Source organism: Arthrobacter sp. TMP15 (assembly GCF_039529835.1).
GTDB lineage: Bacteria > Actinomycetota > Actinomycetes > Actinomycetales > Micrococcaceae > Specibacter.
Genome location: NZ_CP154262.1, coordinates 408,727 through 426,008 on the forward strand (window position 1 = coordinate 408,727; position 17,282 = coordinate 426,008).

Consider the following 17,282-nt stretch of genomic DNA (forward strand, 5'->3'; position numbering starts at 1 on the left):
TATGGCGCGGGAGAACAGCAGATTAAGCACGACGGCGGGAGGTCACCTTTGCTGGAAAGGTAGCCTCCCGCGGTCGGCACCCGGAGACGCTCGCGCACTCCGCGTCGTGTTTTTCTGGACGCTCGCGCACTCCGCGTCGTGTTTTAGGTGGGCATGCGAATGAAACGGTTAAGTGGGCGTGCGCCTACTGTCCCGCGGGGCGCAGACGCAGTGCTTGCATGCCGCCGTCAACAGCGATTGAAGTTCCGGTGGTGGAACCAGAGAGTGGACTGGCCAGGTAAGCAACGGCTCCTGCAACCTCGTCGGCTGTAACAAGACGGCCGTGAGGCTGGCGTGAGTTTAGCGCCGCCCGTTCTGCGGCGGGGTCATCCGCGGCAGAGAGGAGACGACCCACCCAAGGGGTGTCGGCTGTGCCGGGGTTGACGGCATTGACACGGATACCTTCACGCAAGTGATCCGCCGCCATTGCCTGGGTCAGTGAGAGCACCGCGCCTTTGGTTGCGGAGTAAAGCGCACGCTGGGGTAGGCCGGCGGTGGCTGCAATGGAGGAGATGTTGACTATCGCGGCAGCGGATGACTTGCGCAGGTGGGGCAGTGCAGCACGGGAAACACGCACCATGCCCACCACATTGATGTTCCATACGCGAGCCCATTCGGCGTCGTCGTTGTCTTCAACGGAGCCTATGGCGCCGATGCCCGCGTTGTTGATGACAATGTCCACACCGCCGAAGGCTGTAACAGTGCCATCGATCGCGGCAGCAACGGAAGCGTCATCGGAAACATCGCAAGCAAAACCCAGCTGGCCTTCCGGAAGGTTGTTGGGGTTCACATCAAGAACGGCAACGTGTGCGCCCATGGATTGCAACTTGGCCGCGATTGCCGCGCCGATGCCCGATGCCCCGCCTGTGACTACGGCTGTGAGGGTGGAAAGTTCCTGGCTCATTTATGCCTCCTGGTTGGTGGTGCCAGCGCGAAAGAATTCCTGGCGTTGGCGACCTAGTCCGTCAATTTCAACTTCAACAACGTCGCCGTCTTGGATGTAAGGGAAACGACCGGAAAGGCCGACGCCTTCGGGGGTTCCTGTGAGCACCACATCCCCCGGCTCCAGCACCATGTACTGACTGAGGTGGTGGATGATCGTGGGGACGTCAAAGATCAAATCAGCGGTATTGGAGTTTTGACGCGGCTCGCCATTGACCCAACTTTTGAGCTGAAGGTTGTTCACATCAACCTCGGAAGCGGGAACTAACCATGGCCCAAGCGGTGTGGATTTTGGCAGTGACTTACCCTTGGTCCATTGGCCTGCGGCACCGGGAATTTGGTAGTCACGTTCGGAAAGGTCATTGGCAATGACATAACCAGCTACGGCATGGGCGGCTTCTTCAGGGGTGGAAAGGTAGCTGACTTCGCGACCGATAACCACGGCCAGCTCTACTTCCCAATCGTATTTGGTGGCCAGTGGAGGCATAGGCGCAGGATCAAAGGGGCCCGCAATCGTGTTGTTAGGCTTTAGAAATACCACAGGAATAGTGGGTGGCAGGGCACCTGATTCAGCCGCGTGGGCCGCGTAGTTCATGCCAATGCAGATGACGTTGTTGGGGCGTGAGATGGGAGAACCGACGCGGAGTGTGGCGGCGTTTTCCAGCACAGGCAGTGTGCCGTTATCAAGTGCTGCGCGCAAGGCGCCGATGCCTCCGCCTGCCAAAAAGGCGCCGTTAATAGTGGAAGTCACGGGGCGCGCATCGTAGCTTTGCTCGGTCCCGGTGGAGTCGGCAGCAATAACAACGGGAATTTCCCGCCCCTGCTCGCCAAGGCGTGCAATCTTCATGAAATTTATGTCCTCTACTACCGCAAAATACGCGGCATCTGTTGTTGGCGCTCCCCTGCGGAAGCCTAACATCTGAGCTTTGGGGCTACTTTACCCGCTCTTTAGGAGGATTTCAGCATTAAGTACCATATTGACATGTAAAACATCGGATGTTTAGCTTGGTGTAACTTTTCCGCACTTTTACTTCTTCTGCAGGGAGCAGCCCGTGAGCACAATTATTGCCGTGGAGACCAGCGACGTTCGATTTCCAACATCGCGCGATCTGGATGGTTCGGATGCTATGAACCCGGATCCGGATTATTCGGCTGCCTACTTGCGGATTGTCACCGACGGCGACGACGGACATGAGGGACACGGCTTTGTCTTCACCATTGGTCGTGGCAACGATGTGGAAACGGCGGCCATTAAGGCATTGACCCCGTATCTTTTGGGGCGCAACACTGAGGATCTTCTCAATGACATGGGCGGCACCTGGAAGGAGCTCACCCATGATTCACAGTTGCGCTGGTTGGGCCCGGAAAAGGGTGTTATGCACATGGCGATCGGTGCAGTGATCAATGCGCTGTGGGACCTGAAATCAAAACGTGCTGGCTTGCCCTTGTGGCAGTTATTGGCGCAGATGAGCCCGGAAGAACTAGTTGACCTGGTCGACTTTCGGTACCTCACGGATGCTATGACCCGTGAGGACGCACTCGAGATACTGCGGGCCGCTGAGCCTGGCAGGGAAGAGCGCACCGCCACGCTGCTGGCTGAGGGCTACCCGGGATATACCACCACTCCTGGCTGGTTGGGTTACTCGGATGAGAAGCTGACCCGCTTGGCACACGAAGCCGTGGCCGCCGGATTCAAGCAGATTAAGCTCAAAGTTGGTGCCGACCTCGAGGATGACGTGCGCCGACTACGCGCCGCACGTGCCGCCGTCGGACCTGATATTTTGGTGGCTGTTGATGCCAACCAACGCTGGGACGTGGCCGAGGCCATTGAGTGGATGAAGCACTTGGCACCATTCGACATCGCCTGGATCGAGGAGCCCACCAGTCCGGATGACATTCTTGGCCATGCCGCCATTGCCCGAGCGGTTGCACCCATTCCCGTAGCAACCGGAGAGCACGTGCAAAACCGTGTGGTCTTCAAACAAATGCTTCAAGCCAACGCACTCCAAGTCCTGCAGATTGATGCCGCGCGTGTGGCTGGCGTCAATGAAAACGTGGCCATTTTGCTCCTTGCCGCCAAATTCGGGGTCAGGGTCTGCCCGCACGCTGGCGGTGTGGGTCTGTGCGAGGCCGTTCAGCACCTGTCCATGTTTGATTTTGTGGCAGTCTCTGCGAAGAAGGCGGACAGGATGATCGAGTTCGTCGATCACCTCCATGAGCACTTTGTCACTCCGATTGATGTCCATGATGGCTGCTACTGGCCGCCACTGGCCCCCGGTGGTGGAAGTGAAATGCATGCCGACTCAGTGGCTGAGTTCAGCTTTCCGGACGGCGCCTTCTGGGCCGCTGATGCGGCGGCGAACGGCCATTCAGCGAAGAGTGCGAACCTCGCAACGGAAATGGTCTAGAGAATGTCTGCCGAAATTCGTATTGACCATGCTCCATGGTTTACCGAGGCCCGGCTTGGAATGTTCGTGCACTGGGGGCTCTATGCGCTGCCTGCTAGACACGAATGGGTCATGAGTTTCGAGCAGACGAGCGTGGCAGACTATGTAAAGTATTTTGAGCGCTTTGATCCGGACCTCTACGATCCGCGTGAATGGGCTCGGCAAGCCAAAGCTGCTGGGATGGAATACGTGGTGCTGACAACAAAGCACCACGAAGGATTCTGTCTTTGGGATTCGGCGCTGACGGACTATAAAGCGACCAATACACCAGCGGGTAGGGACCTGCTTGTGCCGTATGTGGAGGCACTTCGAGAAGCCGGGCTCAAAGTTGGCTTCTATCATTCCCTCATAGACTGGCACCACCCGGACTTCACCATTGATGACATTCACCCATTGCGGGATGCCCCTAATGTGGATGAACTCAACGCAAGCCGTGACATGTCTACTTACCGTGACTATCTCCACGGGCAAGTACGCGAACTGCTGACTAACTACGGCACCATCGATTACCTGTTCTTTGATTTTTCCTACCCTGTGGGGCCCCTGGCCAAACGCTACCCGGGCAAGGGTCGCGACGATTGGGATTCAGCGAAACTTCTAAGCATGATCCGTGAGCTGCAACCAGGGGTAATTGTCAATGACCGTCTGGATATACCGGGTGACTTTGTTACTCCTGAGCAGTACCAACCCACGGGAACTATGAACAGTGGCGGCAAGGATGTGCCTTGGGAAGCGTGCCAGACCCTTAACGGTAGTTGGGGTTACGACCGCGACAACATGCACTACAAATCCGTTGAGATGTTGGTTCGTATGCTCATTGACGGTGTCTCAAAAGATGGGAATCTGCTGCTGAACGTGGGCCCCACCGGACGGGGTGAGATCGATCCCCGCGGATCGGCCTCGCTGGCTGGCATTGGGGAATGGATGCGAACGCATGAGCGTTCCATTCGCGGCGCGCGGAGCAGCACTTTTGTGCCTCCAACGGATTGCCGGTACACCCGCCGCGGCAACAGGCTGTACTTGCACTTGTTTGCCTGGCCGCTAGGAGCTGTTCACCTACCGGGACTGGCCGGAAAAGTTAGCTACGCCCAGTTGCTCAATGACGCGTCTGAGATAACGATGGAGACAATTGATCCTGAACAACTTGCTTCTAACACCCGCCCAGGTGGCCAACCGGCCAGCACACTGACGCTGAAACTGCCCGTGCAGCGACCCAATGTTACCGTCCCTGTTATTGAGCTGTTCCTCAAGGATGCGAATCTAAACGATATGAATCTCACCGCTGAGAATATTGACGAAAGAGAGCTCTGATGCAGAAGATAGCCCTCCACACCCGGCTTAAGCCTGGCAAGGAGTCTGAATATGACACTGTTCATGCCCGCATCAGTGACGAGCTGGATTCGGCGCTGCGTGCGGCCGGTGTCACAGGGTGGAATATCTGGCGCAGTGGGCGCGAACTTTTCCATGTTGTAGAAGTTGCCGATTATCAGGCGATGCGCAAGGAGCTGGCCACCAACCCAGTGAACATCCAGTGGCAGGCCGTCATGGCGGAACTGCTGGAGGTCGAAGACGACTACTCCGGGGACGATCTGGGACTGGCGAAAGTGTGGGAACTGCCATGAGCCTTCCGGAACTTGGTCGGCTGGGTTTCGGCGCCGCGGGCATCGGCAACCTTTACCGAGCAATGTCCGACGACGTTGCTGCCGCCACCATGTCAGCTGGCTGGGACGCTGGCATCAGGTACTTTGACACGGCACCGCACTACGGGCTGGGCTTATCGGAGCGCCGGTTGGGCGCATTCCTGATCACCAAGCCCCGTGCAGAATTTGTCATTTCTACGAAGGTGGGCAGAATTCTTGACCCTGCGGCGAACCTTTCCGGGGCCAAAGATACGCAAGGGTTCGATGTCCGCGCTGACTCCGTTCGCCGATGGGATCCTTCCGAAGCTGGCATCCGAGGCAGCATCGAGGACTCCCTGCAACGCACAGGCCTCGATCGGATCGATATCGCGTACCTCCATGATCCTGACGTGTACGACCTTGACGCAGGGATTAGGCAAGCTTTGCCCGCCCTTCAGAAACTCCGCGACGAAGGGTTGATCAAGGCCATTGGCGTAGGTTCAAACTCCGCGGATGCGTTGCGTGAATGCGTCCTGAACGCTGACATTGATGTGATCATGTTGGCTGGGCGCTACTCGTTGCTGGAGCAGCCAGCGGCTGCGCAGCTGCTGCCGTTGTGTTTGGAGCGCGAGGTTCAGGTGGCCAACTGCGGGGTGTACAACTCTGGGTTGTTGGCGCGAGCCGTGGTGCCGGCCAACGCGCACTACAACTATGAACCAGCGCCGGCGGAAATACTGGCCAGGGCCCAGGCGCTCGCTGCTTGTTGTGATGAATTCGGTGTGGAGTTACCTGCCGCTGCCCTGCAGTTTGCCGGCGCTCACCCAACCGTGTGCACGGTGGTTGTTGGCGCCTCAAATGCGGAGCAGATCACCCAGACGGCCGAGCGTATGGCCGCGAAGATTCCGGTGGAGTTGTGGAGCGCGCTTGTTGAGCGAGGGCTATTAGATGAACGCCTAGCTCATGCCTGAGGCACTACCCGATTCCATGGCCGACGCCGGAGCGCAGCACGCTGCTCTAAGCGGGAGTTTGGCGAGGCCTGCGGACCGCATCGACTCCCACCTGCACGTGTGGGAACTAGCGCCCGGGAAGTATTCTTGGCTGACACCAGCCCATGGGGTTCTTTATGACAGTTTTACGCCAGAACAGGCCGGGCAGGCACTTGTCTCAGCCGGGGTCGGCCAGGCAATACTTGTACAAGCCGATGACACCGCAGCGGATACTGAGGCGATGCTAGCCGCTGCCGCGGTACATGACTGGATTATTGGCGTGGTTGGCTGGCTACCCTTAGAAGATCCATCAGCGACGGCGGCCATGTTGGAGCAGTGGGGGAGCAATCCCGCTTTTTGTGGTGTGCGCACCTTGATTCACGATAATCCACGGGCTGATATTTTGGTCCTGGAATCCGTGCGGGCATCCCTTGCGCTGGTGGCACAGGCAGGGATTCCCTTCGACGTGCCGGATGCTTTCCCCCGGCACCTTTCCCAAGTAGCGGACTTGGCCCACACGCTGCCGGAGCTCACCGTTGTTGTTGATCACCTCGGAAAGCCTCCGCGGGCTGGCACCAGGGAGCAGATGAGGCAGTGGGAAAAGCAGCTAAGGGCCGTGGCGACACTGCCCAACGCCGTGGCTAAATTCTCAGGTTTGCACGCCGCAGGCACAGAATATTCGGCACAAGCACTCCAGCAGATCTGGGAGATCGCCTTGGATTCCTTTGGTCCGCAGCGACTCATGTTTGGCGGGGATTGGCCGGTGAGCTTGCTAGGTGAAAGCTATCACCACAACGTGAACGTTGCAGGAACGCTAATCAATTCTCTTAGCGCAGAAGAAGCGGCGTTAATCTGGGCAGGAACGGCCCGGCGTACGTACCGGAGATAACAGTTTTGCAAACATCCGATGTATTTGGGTAAAAAGTGTGTAATCGTGGCGCAGATAACATAACATGATGGAAGTTGAATTCTCTGCCACTTCTGCAAAGTTGTGGAATAGGGCTGTAGATCATGGCTTGAGCTCCACTGCAGTGGTTCTGCTCGACGATCTAGATCTCCAGGAGAGGTCTGATGTCATGACTGATATATGAGGGTGAGAGGGTGTTATGAGTAAAAAACTTCTTCGGATATCCGGGGTGAACAAGAGCTTTCCCGGGGTCAAGGCCCTCTCCGAGATGGCGTTGGATCTTCACCACAACGAGGTGCTTGCACTTGTCGGTGAGAATGGTGCGGGCAAGTCCACTCTCATGAAACTGCTTTCCGGCATCTATGTCCCGGATTCGGGCAGCTTTGAAATTGATGGTGAACCAGTTGTTATCAGTGGCACCAAGCACGCTCAGGAACTGGGCATCAGCATCATTCATCAGGAATTCAATTTGATGCAAGACCTCACTGTGGCCCAGAACATTTACATCGGTCGTGAACCCCGCATGGGCGGAATGTTCTTAAGTGAGCGTGCGCTGAATCGCAAGGCCCGCCTGTTATTCAACCAAATCAATATTGATCTTGACCCTAAAGCACGTGTTGGTGACCTCACAGTTGCCAAGCAGCAGATGGTGGAGATCGCTAAGGCGCTCTCCTACAAATCGCGCATCCTGATCATGGATGAGCCAACTGCGGCATTGAATGATGCCGAAGTGGCAACCCTGCATGACCTGATCCGCAACTTCACCAATGAAGACACCGGAGTCATCTACATCTCCCACCGGATGGATGAACTCAAGGCTATCTCCAACCGCATAACGGTGATCCGGGACGGTGAGTACATCGACACCGTGGACACAGCAAAGACCACGATGCGTGAGGTCATCAACTTAATGGTTGGCCGTGAAATTTCCGGCAACCAGAGACCGGAAACTCATGTGCCCACAGACGAGGTTGTCCTGAAGGTGACAGGGTTGGAAACCAAACACTTCCTGCGGGACATTAATTTTGATCTGCACAAGGGTGAGATTCTCGGTTTTGCTGGATTGATGGGAGCAGGGCGAACCGAAGTGGCCCGGGCTATTGTTGGAGCGGACCGCATCACCGCCGGCTCAATTGAACTCAATGGCAAAGCGGTGACCATCGGCAATCCCGCAGTAGCTGCCAGCATGGGCCTTGGCTATCTCTCCGAGGATCGCAAACACCTAGGCCTTTTGCTAGAGCGCGATGTCAAAGACAACATTGGGCTGAGCTCCCTGAAGATGTTCTCCCGCATGGGTGTAATCAATGACAAGGCAATGAAGTCAACTTCTGCCACTTACATCGAGAAACTACGTATCAAAACCCCGTCCAGTGCGCAGCTGGCCAAAAATCTCTCCGGTGGTAACCAACAAAAGATCGTCATCGCGAAATGGTTAGTCAAAGATTGCGACATCCTAATTTTTGATGAACCAACACGTGGCATCGATGTGGGTGCTAAAGAAGAAATTTATGTCCTTCTCAATGACTTGGTGGCTCAAGGTAAATCGATCATCATGATCTCTTCGGAACTGCCAGAGGTGCTGCGACTCTCACACCGAATTGCTGTCATGAGTGAGGGCCGGCTCACCGGATTCCTCTCCAATGTGGAAGCCAACCAGGAAAACATCATGGAGTTGGCCACTGCAAATATTGAGAGCTCCGTCTTGTCGCCTCTCCCACCCTCCAGCGCGCAGCGCTCCTCGAAGCAAGAAAGCACGGCAAACTGATGACCCTGACTAAGGAAGATGCGCAGTCTCTGCGGATTGCCAGCAATAAAAAATCGGAACTCAACACCCGAATCCGGGCCAGCTTTCAGCAGCTGCTGGCATTTGCGAGTCTGCTGGCGTTGGTATTGTTCTTCTCCGTGGCGAGTTCGAACTTCCTCCAGGCCGCAAACCTTTCCAACATCCTGCTCTCCACAGTTGTTACTGGCCTGTTGGCGTTGGGCACCACGTTTGTCATCATCACCGGTGGCATTGATCTCTCCATCGGAACAGGCATGACCTTGTGTTCGGTCATGACGGCATATTTCATGACAGAACTCGGTCTGCCCATGATTGTGGGTGTGATCGGCGGAGTGTTATTTGGTGCGCTGATTGGTTGTACAAACGGCTTTTTCGTGGCAGTGCTGAAGATCCCGTCATTCATCGCCACGCTGGCCATGATGATGGTTGCGGCAGGGTTGGCTCTTGTCATATCAGGCACGAAACCGATCTACACCAACGAGGTTGCAGGTTTCCAATCAATCTTTGCCCTCGGTAAATCGATCCCAGGGCTTGTCATCCCGAATGCTGTCTTCATCCTGTTTGCCGCAGCCATCGTGGCAGGGGTGATGCTCTCCAAGACGGTGCTTGGTCGTTATACCTACTCAATAGGCAGCAACGAACAAGCCACCGCTCTTTCAGGGGTGAACGTCACCAAGTGGACCGTCTTGATCTACACCTTTGCTGGTGCCTTCACCGGGCTGGCCGGCGTTATCGCTGCTGCCCGTCTCAACTCCGCCCAGCCCGCAGGCGGCATGGGTCTAGAACTCCAGGCCATTGCAGCCGTCGTCATTGGTGGCACGTCCCTGGCTGGCGGCAAAGGCTCAATCATCGGCACCGTCATTGGTGCGCTGATCATGTCAGTGCTGACCAATGGCCTCTCCATCATGTCCATCCCACAGGAATGGCAACAGGTCGCTGTTGGGGTGGTCATTATCCTCGCCGTCTACCTGGACATGGTCCGGCGTAAGAAAACAGCGAAATAGCTTCCTTCAAATACTGTGCCCCCCGCAACAAACAAGTCAACGCGTTTTTACAAAGGAGTTAGACCCATGCAAAGAAGAAAATTTCTCGCCCTGGCCTCGGTAGCGGCACTGTCCTTGGGCCTTGCCGCCTGTGACACAGAAGCCAATGCTCCCGCCGGTGGAGGCTCCAGCGACGGTGGCAAACCGTACATCGCCATTGTTTCCAAGGGCTTCCAGCACCAGTTCTGGCAGTCAGTGAAGCAGGGTGCGGAGAAAGCAGCGAAAGAGTTCGACGTCGAGATCTCCTTCGAAGGACCCGACAAGGAAACCAACGTTCAGCAGCAGATGGACCAGCTGAACAACGCCATGGCAAAAAACCCCAAGGCTCTGGCACTTGCCGCTTTGGACTCCAAGGCTGCTGAAGGCGTGCTGCAAGATGCTAAGGCCAAGAACATCCCGGTCATTGCTTTTGACTCCGGCGTCGATTCAGATATTCCGTTGGCCACGGCCTCTACCGACAACAAGGCCGCTGCTGCCGAGGCGGCAAAACACATGGCCGAGCTACTGGGCAAAAAGGGCGAGGTTGGCATTATCGGCCACTCCCAGACGGCAACGTCAGGAACTGACCGTCGCGACGGCTTCGTCGATTACCTAAAGGCCAATGCCCCAGATATCAAGATCGTTGACATCCAGTACGCAGACGGCGATCAGGCCAAGTCCACTGATGCTGCCAAGGCCATGATGACCGCCAACCCGAACATGGCTGGCATGTACGGCACCAACGAAGGCGCAGCGATCGGTGTTGTCAATGCTGTCAAGGAGATGAACAAGACCGGCAAACTAGTGATCGTTGGTTTTGACTCCGGTAAGGCGCAGATGGATGCCATCAAGGACGGCCTCATGGCCGGGGCCGTCACCCAGAACCCCGTGGGCATCGGCTACGAGACGGTCAAGGCCGCCGTTGCTGCCATCAAGGGCGAAAAGGTTGAGAAAGTCATTGACACTGGCTTCTACTGGTATGACAAGAACAACATTGCTGATCCCGACATTGCAGCGAACCTGTACGAGTAAAAACCACTAAAACTGCCTTGTTGTACACCGCTGACCAGCGGTGCACAACAAGGCAGTTTTTGTTTAGGTGGCTAGGCCAAGGATGAGGTCAGCACCGTCAGGCCGGTCAGCAAAAGTGCCAGAATTGGAAATAGCCACTGGGTGAGAATTTCAAACCAGCGGGCTTTCAACGGCACTTTGTCAGTGACGGCTTCCAGAGGCTTTCTCACTGTGTCCGGTGCCGCTTTAAGACTATGGGCTGTGCCAAGCCCCGCAAGCGCAATGAGAAGTATGGCGCTAACAAGTAGCACCAGACCTGGGTTGAGGCTTAGTAGGGCTTCGTGAGTCTGGCGTGGAGTGAGTACGGCAGAAAGAACTCCCGAGGCACCCCCTACGAGCGGAATCGCGATCAGGGCCCAAAGGTTACGAACCAGAAATGGTAGATACAACGGCAGGAAGAGTATTAACGTACCCATAGCGGCGAAGCAGACCATCTGCAGTCCACCCAGAAGCAGCTGGGCACCCTCGATCCACGGTGTCAATGCAGCAGAGAAAATTAGGAAGATCACTAGTCCAGCCGCTGACAAGGCAAGGCCGGACTTCATTCCTTGCCTTCTGAGGGCTGGTTTCTCGCTAGCAAGCTGGGCGGCATAGACGCGCGGTGTGCCAAAGGCTTGCTCGGGGTCCTGATGCGAATCAGCCAAGAATTCCTCGACGCTGGCTAATGCATCGCCGGTTGCTACTCCGGAGAAATTATTCAGGCGGAGCTCAAGTGTGAAGTTCTCGAGCCATTTTTTGTGAGTTCCGGTCTTCATCGACTGCTCCTTGGTCATTGCGAGTCTCCTGGATCGGGCGCAACGGTGAGAAACGCCGTCGTGCTTGTGGTGAAGGCGCGCCACTGGCTGCGCTGACGGTTCAACTCGGTGAAGCCGGCAGCGGTGAGCGAAAAGTACTTTCGCCCGGGGCCGCTTTGGCCGGGGCGCCATTGAACATCTACCCATCCGGCTGTTTCAAAGCGGGTTAAAAGTGGATACAGAGTGCCACCCTTGAAAGTGCCCAGGCCCGCATCCTCTAGCGCAGTGATGATGGCGTAACCGTAGGTGGGACCGCCCTGCAGTGCTTGCAAGGCGCACAGTCCTAAGGATGCGCGGTTCCAATCGCTGGGCCAGGGTTCTGCCGAAATCAACGTCATAACTAGATTGTATGCCTAACTAGTTAGGCTGGCAACTTCTGTTGGTAGTAAAATACCCGTTATTGGAATGGTCAGAGGGCTTGGCGGAGCCAATGCTCAACGCCGCTAATGTGTACCGTCAGCAAGGACTTGGCCAATTCTGCATCGCCGCGTTCAAGGGCCTCGATGATGGCGGCATGCTCAGAGAGCGTGCGATCAACGGCTTTCTCTTGGGTCAGGCCCCGCCAAATGCGGGCGCGGACAGTGCTGCTGGAGAGCGCATCAAGGACGCTGGCAAGGTATGAGTTGTTGGCCGCCGCTGTGATTAGCTGATGAAATATCAGGTCATGCTCAACGAGCTGCTCTACGCTGGTTTCCTCGTCTATATTATCCATGGTGGCTCGCAGCGCGCTGATTTGCGCGGCTGTGATGCGCCCGGCGGCGATGGCTGCTGCGGCTGGTTCCAAGATCCGCCGCACTGCAAAGATGTCCAAGATCGATTCATCCTGGTGGAGGTCAACAATGAATGACATGGCCTCGGTGAGGAGCTGGGGTTCCAGGCTTGTCACGTAGGTGCCATCGCCACGACGCACATCCAAAACCCGGATAATCTCTAATGCCTTAACCGCTTCACGCAAGGAGCTGCGGGAAAGCCCGAGTTTTTCGCTTAGTTCCTTCTCGGGAGGGAGCCTGTCACCGGCACAGAGCTCGCCGGAAATGATCATTTCCTTGATTTTTGTGATTGCTTCGTCAGTTACGGCCATGTCAACAGTCTAATGGTCTGATGTTTGCGAAAAAGGGTGCCCCGCCGGGTTCGAGAAGAGGAAAGGTTCGGCCGTTGAGAGATGTCATTATCTCCAACGTCAACGCAGGAGGGCGGGGCGGCAATGCAGGGTAAAACACCCGGAACGCAGAAATGCACCCTCCGATGAAACATCGAGGGGTGCATTTTCTCTGCGGAGACGGGGAGATTTGAACTCCCGGTGGAGTATAACCCCCACACTTCATTAGCAGTGAAGCCCATTCGGCCGCTCTGGCACGTCTCCAGCACTGGTTAGGGTAGAAGCCCCTAACCAGCATCCCAAACTTTACCCAGTAAAGGCCCTGCAAAGCAAAACGAAGGGTGGGACACCTCGGTTAGAGGCCGCCATTGAGCGCCCGCCACAGAAATTCATGCGAGGCCGTGTGCAACCTGGCGGCCTGCTTATTGTTTCCAGCCCCGGCATGGCCGCCCTCTAACGCTTCATGGAACCACACGGGAATGCCCATCGATTCCATCCGGGCGGCCATCTTCCTCGCCTGCGCTGGTCCCACCCGGTCATCCGATGTGGCTGTCCAAATGAAAGTGGCCGGGTACGTTACATCGGCACGCAACAGGTGATACGGCGAGAACGTTTTGATGAACTCCCACTGCTGGGGCACATCCGGGTCGCCGTATTCGGCGATCCACGAAGCCCCCGCGGACAGCTTCGTGTAACGGCGCATGTCCAACAGCGGAACACCGCAGGAAACTGCCCCAAATAGTTCCGGATACACGGTGAGCATATTTCCCACAAGCAACCCACCATTGCTGCCGCCAGCGCATCCCAGTCTCGATGGCGAAGTGACCTGGCGTGCAGATAAATCGCGGGCAACCGCGGCGAAATCCTCGTAGGCCCGGTGCCGGTTTTCCTGCAGGGCTGCCGTATGCCAGGTGGGTCCGTACTCGCCACCGCCACGGATGTTGGCCACCACGAACACTCCGCCGCGCTCCAGCCAGCTGCGTCCCACGGCGCCGTTGTAGGCGGGTGTGCGTGAAACCTCGAACCCGCCGTAGCCGCTGAGCAGGGTTGGATTGCCGCCGTCGAGCATGAGCTCCTTTGGGCCCACTTGGAAGTAGGGCACTTCTGTTCCGTCAGCGGAGGTGGCGAAGTGCTGCTCTACGGTGTACTTTTCGGCATGGAAGAACGACGGCGCCGCCCGCACCAGCATTGCCGGCTCACCCGCAGTGCCGGTGGGTCGAGTGCCGGTGGGTTGAGCGCCGATGGGTTGAGCGCCGGTGGGCGCATCAACAGTGCCGCGGTACAGGGTGGATGTGGTAAGGAAACCGGAAGCGAGAAGCCAGTAATCGTTGCCTCCGGTGGCGGCTTCGTCGTCGACGGCGTAAGCGTCCACAGAGTGCAGGGCAGGGCAGGCGTCCAACTCGGTTGCAGCCCAATCTGAGGCGGGGTCAACCACTAAAATTTTTGAGGACACATCAGATAATAAGTTCAACAGAAGAAAGTCCTTGGTCCAGCTCCAGGACTGCAACGACTGCGCCGGAGTCGGGTCAAAGATGGTGTGAAATTCTCGGTTGCCAGCCATAAACGCTTCTAGTTCAATGACCAGCAGGGTACCGGGTGCGTACTCTTCGCCGGTGACGCAGAACGTGGTTCGCGGACGCAGCAGCAGCCACTGGTGGTGCAGTGAGAGCGCCATGTCATTGGGCACATCGATGTGCACCCAATCCTCGCCAACCCGCAGATAGCTGCGGCTATTGTAGAAATCCAAGGCGTCGTGGGCAACATCTCGTTCATATCCGGGGGTTCTGCTGTGCGAGACTCCACCGCTGAGGTGGGTCAACGGAACATCGAATATGGGCTGTTGTGCCGCCATCTCCGTTAGCGACTCGCCCCTGCGAAGTACCCGTGTGGCGGCAGGGTAGGAGGAAGCGGTCATGGAGCCCTTCCCTGTATCGGTACCCACATACAGGGTGTCTATATCGAACCAACTCAGCCTTGTCTTAGCGGGCGGCAAAACGAAACCGTCGGGAACGAAAGTGTTCGTGGCAAGGTCAAACTCACGGTAGGCAACCGCATCGCCCCCGTCGGGGGACAGGGCGATCATGGCGTGGCGGTACTCCTCGCCTGTGGCCGGGCGCAGCAGTGAAGCACCGGCCCAGAGCCACTGGGCGTCTTCGGCTACGCATAGCGCGTCAATATCCAGCAGCACCTGCCACTGCGGTGTGGCACTGAGATAGCTCTCCCACGTAGTGCGGCGCCAGAGCCCGCGTGGGTTTGTTTTATCGCGCCAAAAGTTGTAATACCAGTTCCCCCGCTTAGAAACCACCGGAATCCTGTCTACCGAATCCAGCACCTCAAGAACCGAGGCCTCCAGCGCTGAATAGGCCGGGTTTACCAATGCGGCATCCGTGCGAGCGTTGCGCTTACGGACCCAAGCCATGGCATCGTCACCGTGGATGTCTTCAAGCCACAGGAATTCATCCGTGGGTTGGTCTGCAATTTTCAAGGGTGTGGCAGCTTCAGTCATAGGCTCCATCCTAGGCACCGTCACAGGGAGGCCCGCCGCGCTCTGTGGCCAACCGTGCGTGGCCCGGCCAATGGGCGAGCATCAGTTAAGCTCAAAGGGTGGAATCTTTGGGCACGCAGACGGTGGTTATTGTGGGGGCGGGACCCCGCGGGACTTCCGTCATGGAAAGATTACTGGCCCACCATGGGAAAAATACCGACTCCCAGCCGCTGCATATCCACCTTGTAGACCCGTTTCCCCCCGGTGCGGGGCATGTTTGGCGCACCGCACAATCCCGCCTGTACCTGATGAACACGCCAAGCTTTTTCCCCACACTCATCACGGATCAAGGAGTGAGCGCCCCGCCGTTGGCCGGCTGCAGCTTCAACGAATGGCGGCTAGCCCAGCAGAGTACACCGTGGCAGAAGCTCAGTGAGGGCGATGAAACCGAACTTGCCACACTTGGGGTAAAGAACTTCCCTAGCCGCGCACTGTACGGGCGCTACTTGAGCTGGTGTTTTGAGCAGCTAGTTCAAGCTATGCCCGACGGCGTCACACTCACCGTCCATTGTGCTGAAGCCAAGCGGGTGGCCAGGGACCACGAAAACGGTGGGTTCGCCGTCGTACTTCTTAACGGGACCAGCCTGCGTGCCGATCAGGTGGTGCTGGCGCTGGGACATGTGGAGTCCAAACTTAACCCAGCCCAACGCGAATTGCGTGACGACGCCCGCGTTCACGGACTGACGTACCTGCCACCGGCGGTGCCCAATGACGTGGACTGGGCTCAGCTTCCTGCCGGTGAAACTGTGCTGGTGCGCGGGATGGGACTTAACTTTTTTGACGTGCTGGGTCAGTTGACGGAGGGTCGCGGGGGAACATTCGAGCCCACAGGCAGGCCTGCCGGGGACGCGCTGCGCTATGTTGCTTCGGGCAAGGAGCCGGTCATTGTGGGGGCCTCTCGCCGGGGCACTCCGTACCGGGCAAAAACGGAGCTGGAGAGCCACTATCCTGCCAGTATTACCCTGCGGTTCTTGGGCGAAGATGCCGTGGCTGCGATCCGGGCTCTGGGGGCAACTGCCGGTTTTGACCATGACATTTGGCCACTGCTTTACCGCGACGCCCTCTGGGCTTACTACACAACGCTGGCCCGGACCAGCTCCGATGCCATCACGGCGCAACTGTTACCTGAGCTGGATGGGCTGCTGCATTCCGGGTTGGACGACGGGGATCCCGGGTGGCCGCAACGGCTCAAGGAGCTTTTGGCAACGCACGTGCAGGATGAACATATCCTTGATTTGTTGGCATTGGCTCGGCCTTTGTCGCGGCACAGGCGTCGCCCTGGAGCTGGTCACCGTTTCACTTCTCATGAGCAGATGGATGCAGCGGTTTTGGAGTATCTTTCAGCCGATGCGGCTGGCTCCGCCCGCGGTGAAGACGATCCGGTAAAAATGGCCATCGGGGCTTTGAACGCCGGGCGTGCCATCATCAAGTCGCTGGTGGCGGACCGTGGCATTACCGAAACTTCGTGGCTGGGGGAGTTGCGTGGCTGGTTTGAAGGTTTCGTTGAGGGGCTGGCCAGTGGTCCTCCGCCTGTTCGCATGGAGCAGTTGGCTGCGCTTGTACGTGCCGGAGTGGTCCACTTTGCCGGACCCGATCCGCTCTTTCGTATCCAGCACGGAGTGTTTACGGTTGGTTCACCGTGGGTTGCTGCACCCCCGTGGGAAGCCCGGTACTTGGTAGAGGCGTTGGCACCGGCCAATCAGGTACAGGACAGCGGTTCAATTCTGCTCCGAAACCTGTTGGCTGATGGTTTGGCACGCCCTCGTCTCATGCTGGCTTCCGACGGTGAAGCTGTTGCCACCAGCGGGTTGGACGTCTCGGCTCCGCCCTACAGGCCCCTGGATGGTACGGGCGTTCCCGTGGCCGGGTTGTATGTACTGGGCCTGCAACTCTCTTCCGTACAGTGGGGCACCGCGATCGCCGCCGAAGCCTCGGCGATTTACCGCAGCGGCTACCGCACAGTGCTCGATGCTGAGACGATCGCCATGGACATCCTCGGCTAAAAGAAGTGTCTGGAGGTGGCGGCGT

The 17,282-nt window shown here is 57.4% G+C and carries 15 protein-coding genes and 1 tRNA gene; 9 read left to right on the forward strand and 7 right to left on the reverse strand.

Annotated elements, in window-relative coordinates; genetic code table 11:
- Positions 1 to 184 precede the first annotated feature (184 nt).
- Together AAFM46_RS01835 and AAFM46_RS01840 are read right to left on the reverse strand one after the other, a co-directional pair.
- Positions 185 to 943, reverse strand: a complete 759-nt coding sequence (locus AAFM46_RS01835; RefSeq protein ID WP_283531382.1) for an SDR family oxidoreductase — start codon at positions 941 to 943, stop codon at positions 185 to 187.
- A complete protein-coding gene (locus AAFM46_RS01840) occupies positions 944 to 1,828 on the reverse strand; it encodes a fumarylacetoacetate hydrolase family protein (protein WP_283531383.1) in 885 nt (294 codons plus the stop codon).
- A 205-nt stretch (positions 1,829 to 2,033) separates the two neighbouring features.
- Here AAFM46_RS01840 and AAFM46_RS01845 point away from each other — a divergent pair, with 205 nt between their 5' ends.
- The 8 genes from AAFM46_RS01845 (at position 2,034) to AAFM46_RS01880 (ending at position 10,777) form a co-directional block, all read left to right on the forward strand.
- Positions 2,034 to 3,389: an enolase C-terminal domain-like protein gene (locus AAFM46_RS01845; protein ID WP_343319206.1), complete on the forward strand. Its 1,356-nt coding sequence runs from the start codon at positions 2,034 to 2,036 to the stop codon at positions 3,387 to 3,389.
- 3 nt (positions 3,390 to 3,392) lie between these two features.
- Complete coding sequence (locus tag AAFM46_RS01850; protein ID WP_343319208.1) at positions 3,393 to 4,739, forward strand: alpha-L-fucosidase; 1,347 nt, start codon at positions 3,393 to 3,395, stop codon at positions 4,737 to 4,739.
- Positions 4,739 to 5,050, forward strand: coding sequence for an L-rhamnose mutarotase (locus tag AAFM46_RS01855; protein WP_343319209.1), 312 nt, complete (start codon positions 4,739 to 4,741; stop codon positions 5,048 to 5,050). Before AAFM46_RS01850 ends, AAFM46_RS01855 begins: the two co-directional genes overlap by 1 nt.
- On the forward strand, positions 5,047 to 6,015 hold the full coding sequence (locus tag AAFM46_RS01860) for an aldo/keto reductase (protein ID WP_343319210.1): 969 nt from the start codon (positions 5,047 to 5,049) through the stop codon (positions 6,013 to 6,015). Before AAFM46_RS01855 ends, AAFM46_RS01860 begins: the two co-directional genes overlap by 4 nt.
- Positions 6,008 to 6,922, forward strand: coding sequence for an amidohydrolase family protein (locus AAFM46_RS01865; protein ID WP_343319212.1), 915 nt, complete (start codon positions 6,008 to 6,010; stop codon positions 6,920 to 6,922). Before AAFM46_RS01860 ends, AAFM46_RS01865 begins: the two co-directional genes overlap by 8 nt.
- 217 nt (positions 6,923 to 7,139) lie before the next feature.
- On the forward strand, positions 7,140 to 8,705 hold the full coding sequence (locus AAFM46_RS01870) for a sugar ABC transporter ATP-binding protein (RefSeq protein ID WP_283531389.1): 1,566 nt from the start codon (positions 7,140 to 7,142) through the stop codon (positions 8,703 to 8,705).
- Positions 8,705 to 9,727, forward strand: coding sequence for an ABC transporter permease (locus tag AAFM46_RS01875; RefSeq protein WP_283531390.1), 1,023 nt, complete (start codon positions 8,705 to 8,707; stop codon positions 9,725 to 9,727). The genes AAFM46_RS01870 and AAFM46_RS01875 overlap by 1 nt, the downstream gene beginning before the upstream one ends.
- Before the next feature lie 66 nt (positions 9,728 to 9,793).
- A complete protein-coding gene (locus AAFM46_RS01880; protein WP_283531391.1) occupies positions 9,794 to 10,777 on the forward strand; it encodes an ABC transporter substrate-binding protein in 984 nt (327 codons plus the stop codon).
- A gap of 71 nt (positions 10,778 to 10,848) precedes the next feature.
- Here the strand turns inward: AAFM46_RS01880 and AAFM46_RS01885 are convergent, their stop codons facing one another.
- The 5 genes from AAFM46_RS01885 to AAFM46_RS01905 form a co-directional block, all read right to left on the reverse strand.
- Complete coding sequence (locus tag AAFM46_RS01885; RefSeq protein WP_343319214.1) at positions 10,849 to 11,571, reverse strand: hypothetical protein; 723 nt, start codon at positions 11,569 to 11,571, stop codon at positions 10,849 to 10,851.
- Between the two features lie 14 nt (positions 11,572 to 11,585).
- Positions 11,586 to 11,948, reverse strand: coding sequence for a PadR family transcriptional regulator (locus AAFM46_RS01890; RefSeq protein ID WP_343319215.1), 363 nt, complete (start codon positions 11,946 to 11,948; stop codon positions 11,586 to 11,588).
- 71 nt (positions 11,949 to 12,019) lie between these two features.
- A complete protein-coding gene (locus tag AAFM46_RS01895; RefSeq protein ID WP_283531394.1) occupies positions 12,020 to 12,691 on the reverse strand; it encodes a FadR/GntR family transcriptional regulator in 672 nt (223 codons plus the stop codon).
- Positions 12,692 to 12,884: 193 nt separating this feature from the next.
- Positions 12,885 to 12,973 (reverse strand) — tRNA-Ser (locus AAFM46_RS01900).
- 91 nt (positions 12,974 to 13,064) lie between these two features.
- A complete protein-coding gene (locus AAFM46_RS01905; RefSeq protein ID WP_343319217.1) occupies positions 13,065 to 15,215 on the reverse strand; it encodes a prolyl oligopeptidase family serine peptidase in 2,151 nt (716 codons plus the stop codon).
- A 98-nt stretch (positions 15,216 to 15,313) separates the two neighbouring features.
- Here AAFM46_RS01905 and AAFM46_RS01910 point away from each other — a divergent pair, with 98 nt between their 5' ends.
- Positions 15,314 to 17,257: an FAD/NAD(P)-binding protein gene (locus AAFM46_RS01910; RefSeq protein WP_343319218.1), complete on the forward strand. Its 1,944-nt coding sequence runs from the start codon at positions 15,314 to 15,316 to the stop codon at positions 17,255 to 17,257.
- Positions 17,258 to 17,282 lie beyond the last annotated feature (25 nt).

What these genes read in the sequence shown, in the direction of transcription:
- AAFM46_RS01835 (WP_283531382.1), bottom strand. Translation starts at nt 943, where the DNA reads ATGAGCCAGGAACTTTCCACCCTCACAGCCGTAGTCACAGGCGGGGCA.
- AAFM46_RS01840 (WP_283531383.1), bottom strand. Translation starts at nt 1,828, where the DNA reads ATGAAGATTGCACGCCTTGGCGAGCAGGGGCGGGAAATTCCCGTTGTT.
- AAFM46_RS01850 (WP_343319208.1), top strand. Translation starts at nt 3,393, where the DNA reads ATGTCTGCCGAAATTCGTATTGACCATGCTCCATGGTTTACCGAGGCC.
- AAFM46_RS01855 (WP_343319209.1), top strand. Translation starts at nt 4,739, where the DNA reads ATGCAGAAGATAGCCCTCCACACCCGGCTTAAGCCTGGCAAGGAGTCT.
- AAFM46_RS01860 (WP_343319210.1), top strand. Translation starts at nt 5,047, where the DNA reads ATGAGCCTTCCGGAACTTGGTCGGCTGGGTTTCGGCGCCGCGGGCATC.
- AAFM46_RS01865 (WP_343319212.1), top strand. Translation starts at nt 6,008, where the DNA reads ATGCCTGAGGCACTACCCGATTCCATGGCCGACGCCGGAGCGCAGCAC.
- AAFM46_RS01870 (WP_283531389.1), top strand. Translation starts at nt 7,140, where the DNA reads ATGAGTAAAAAACTTCTTCGGATATCCGGGGTGAACAAGAGCTTTCCC.
- AAFM46_RS01875 (WP_283531390.1), top strand. Translation starts at nt 8,705, where the DNA reads ATGACCCTGACTAAGGAAGATGCGCAGTCTCTGCGGATTGCCAGCAAT.
- AAFM46_RS01880 (WP_283531391.1), top strand. Translation starts at nt 9,794, where the DNA reads ATGCAAAGAAGAAAATTTCTCGCCCTGGCCTCGGTAGCGGCACTGTCC.
- AAFM46_RS01885 (WP_343319214.1), bottom strand. Translation starts at nt 11,571, where the DNA reads ATGAAGACCGGAACTCACAAAAAATGGCTCGAGAACTTCACACTTGAG.
- AAFM46_RS01890 (WP_343319215.1), bottom strand. Translation starts at nt 11,948, where the DNA reads ATGACGTTGATTTCGGCAGAACCCTGGCCCAGCGATTGGAACCGCGCA.
- AAFM46_RS01895 (WP_283531394.1), bottom strand. Translation starts at nt 12,691, where the DNA reads ATGGCCGTAACTGACGAAGCAATCACAAAAATCAAGGAAATGATCATT.
- AAFM46_RS01905 (WP_343319217.1), bottom strand. Translation starts at nt 15,215, where the DNA reads ATGACTGAAGCTGCCACACCCTTGAAAATTGCAGACCAACCCACGGAT.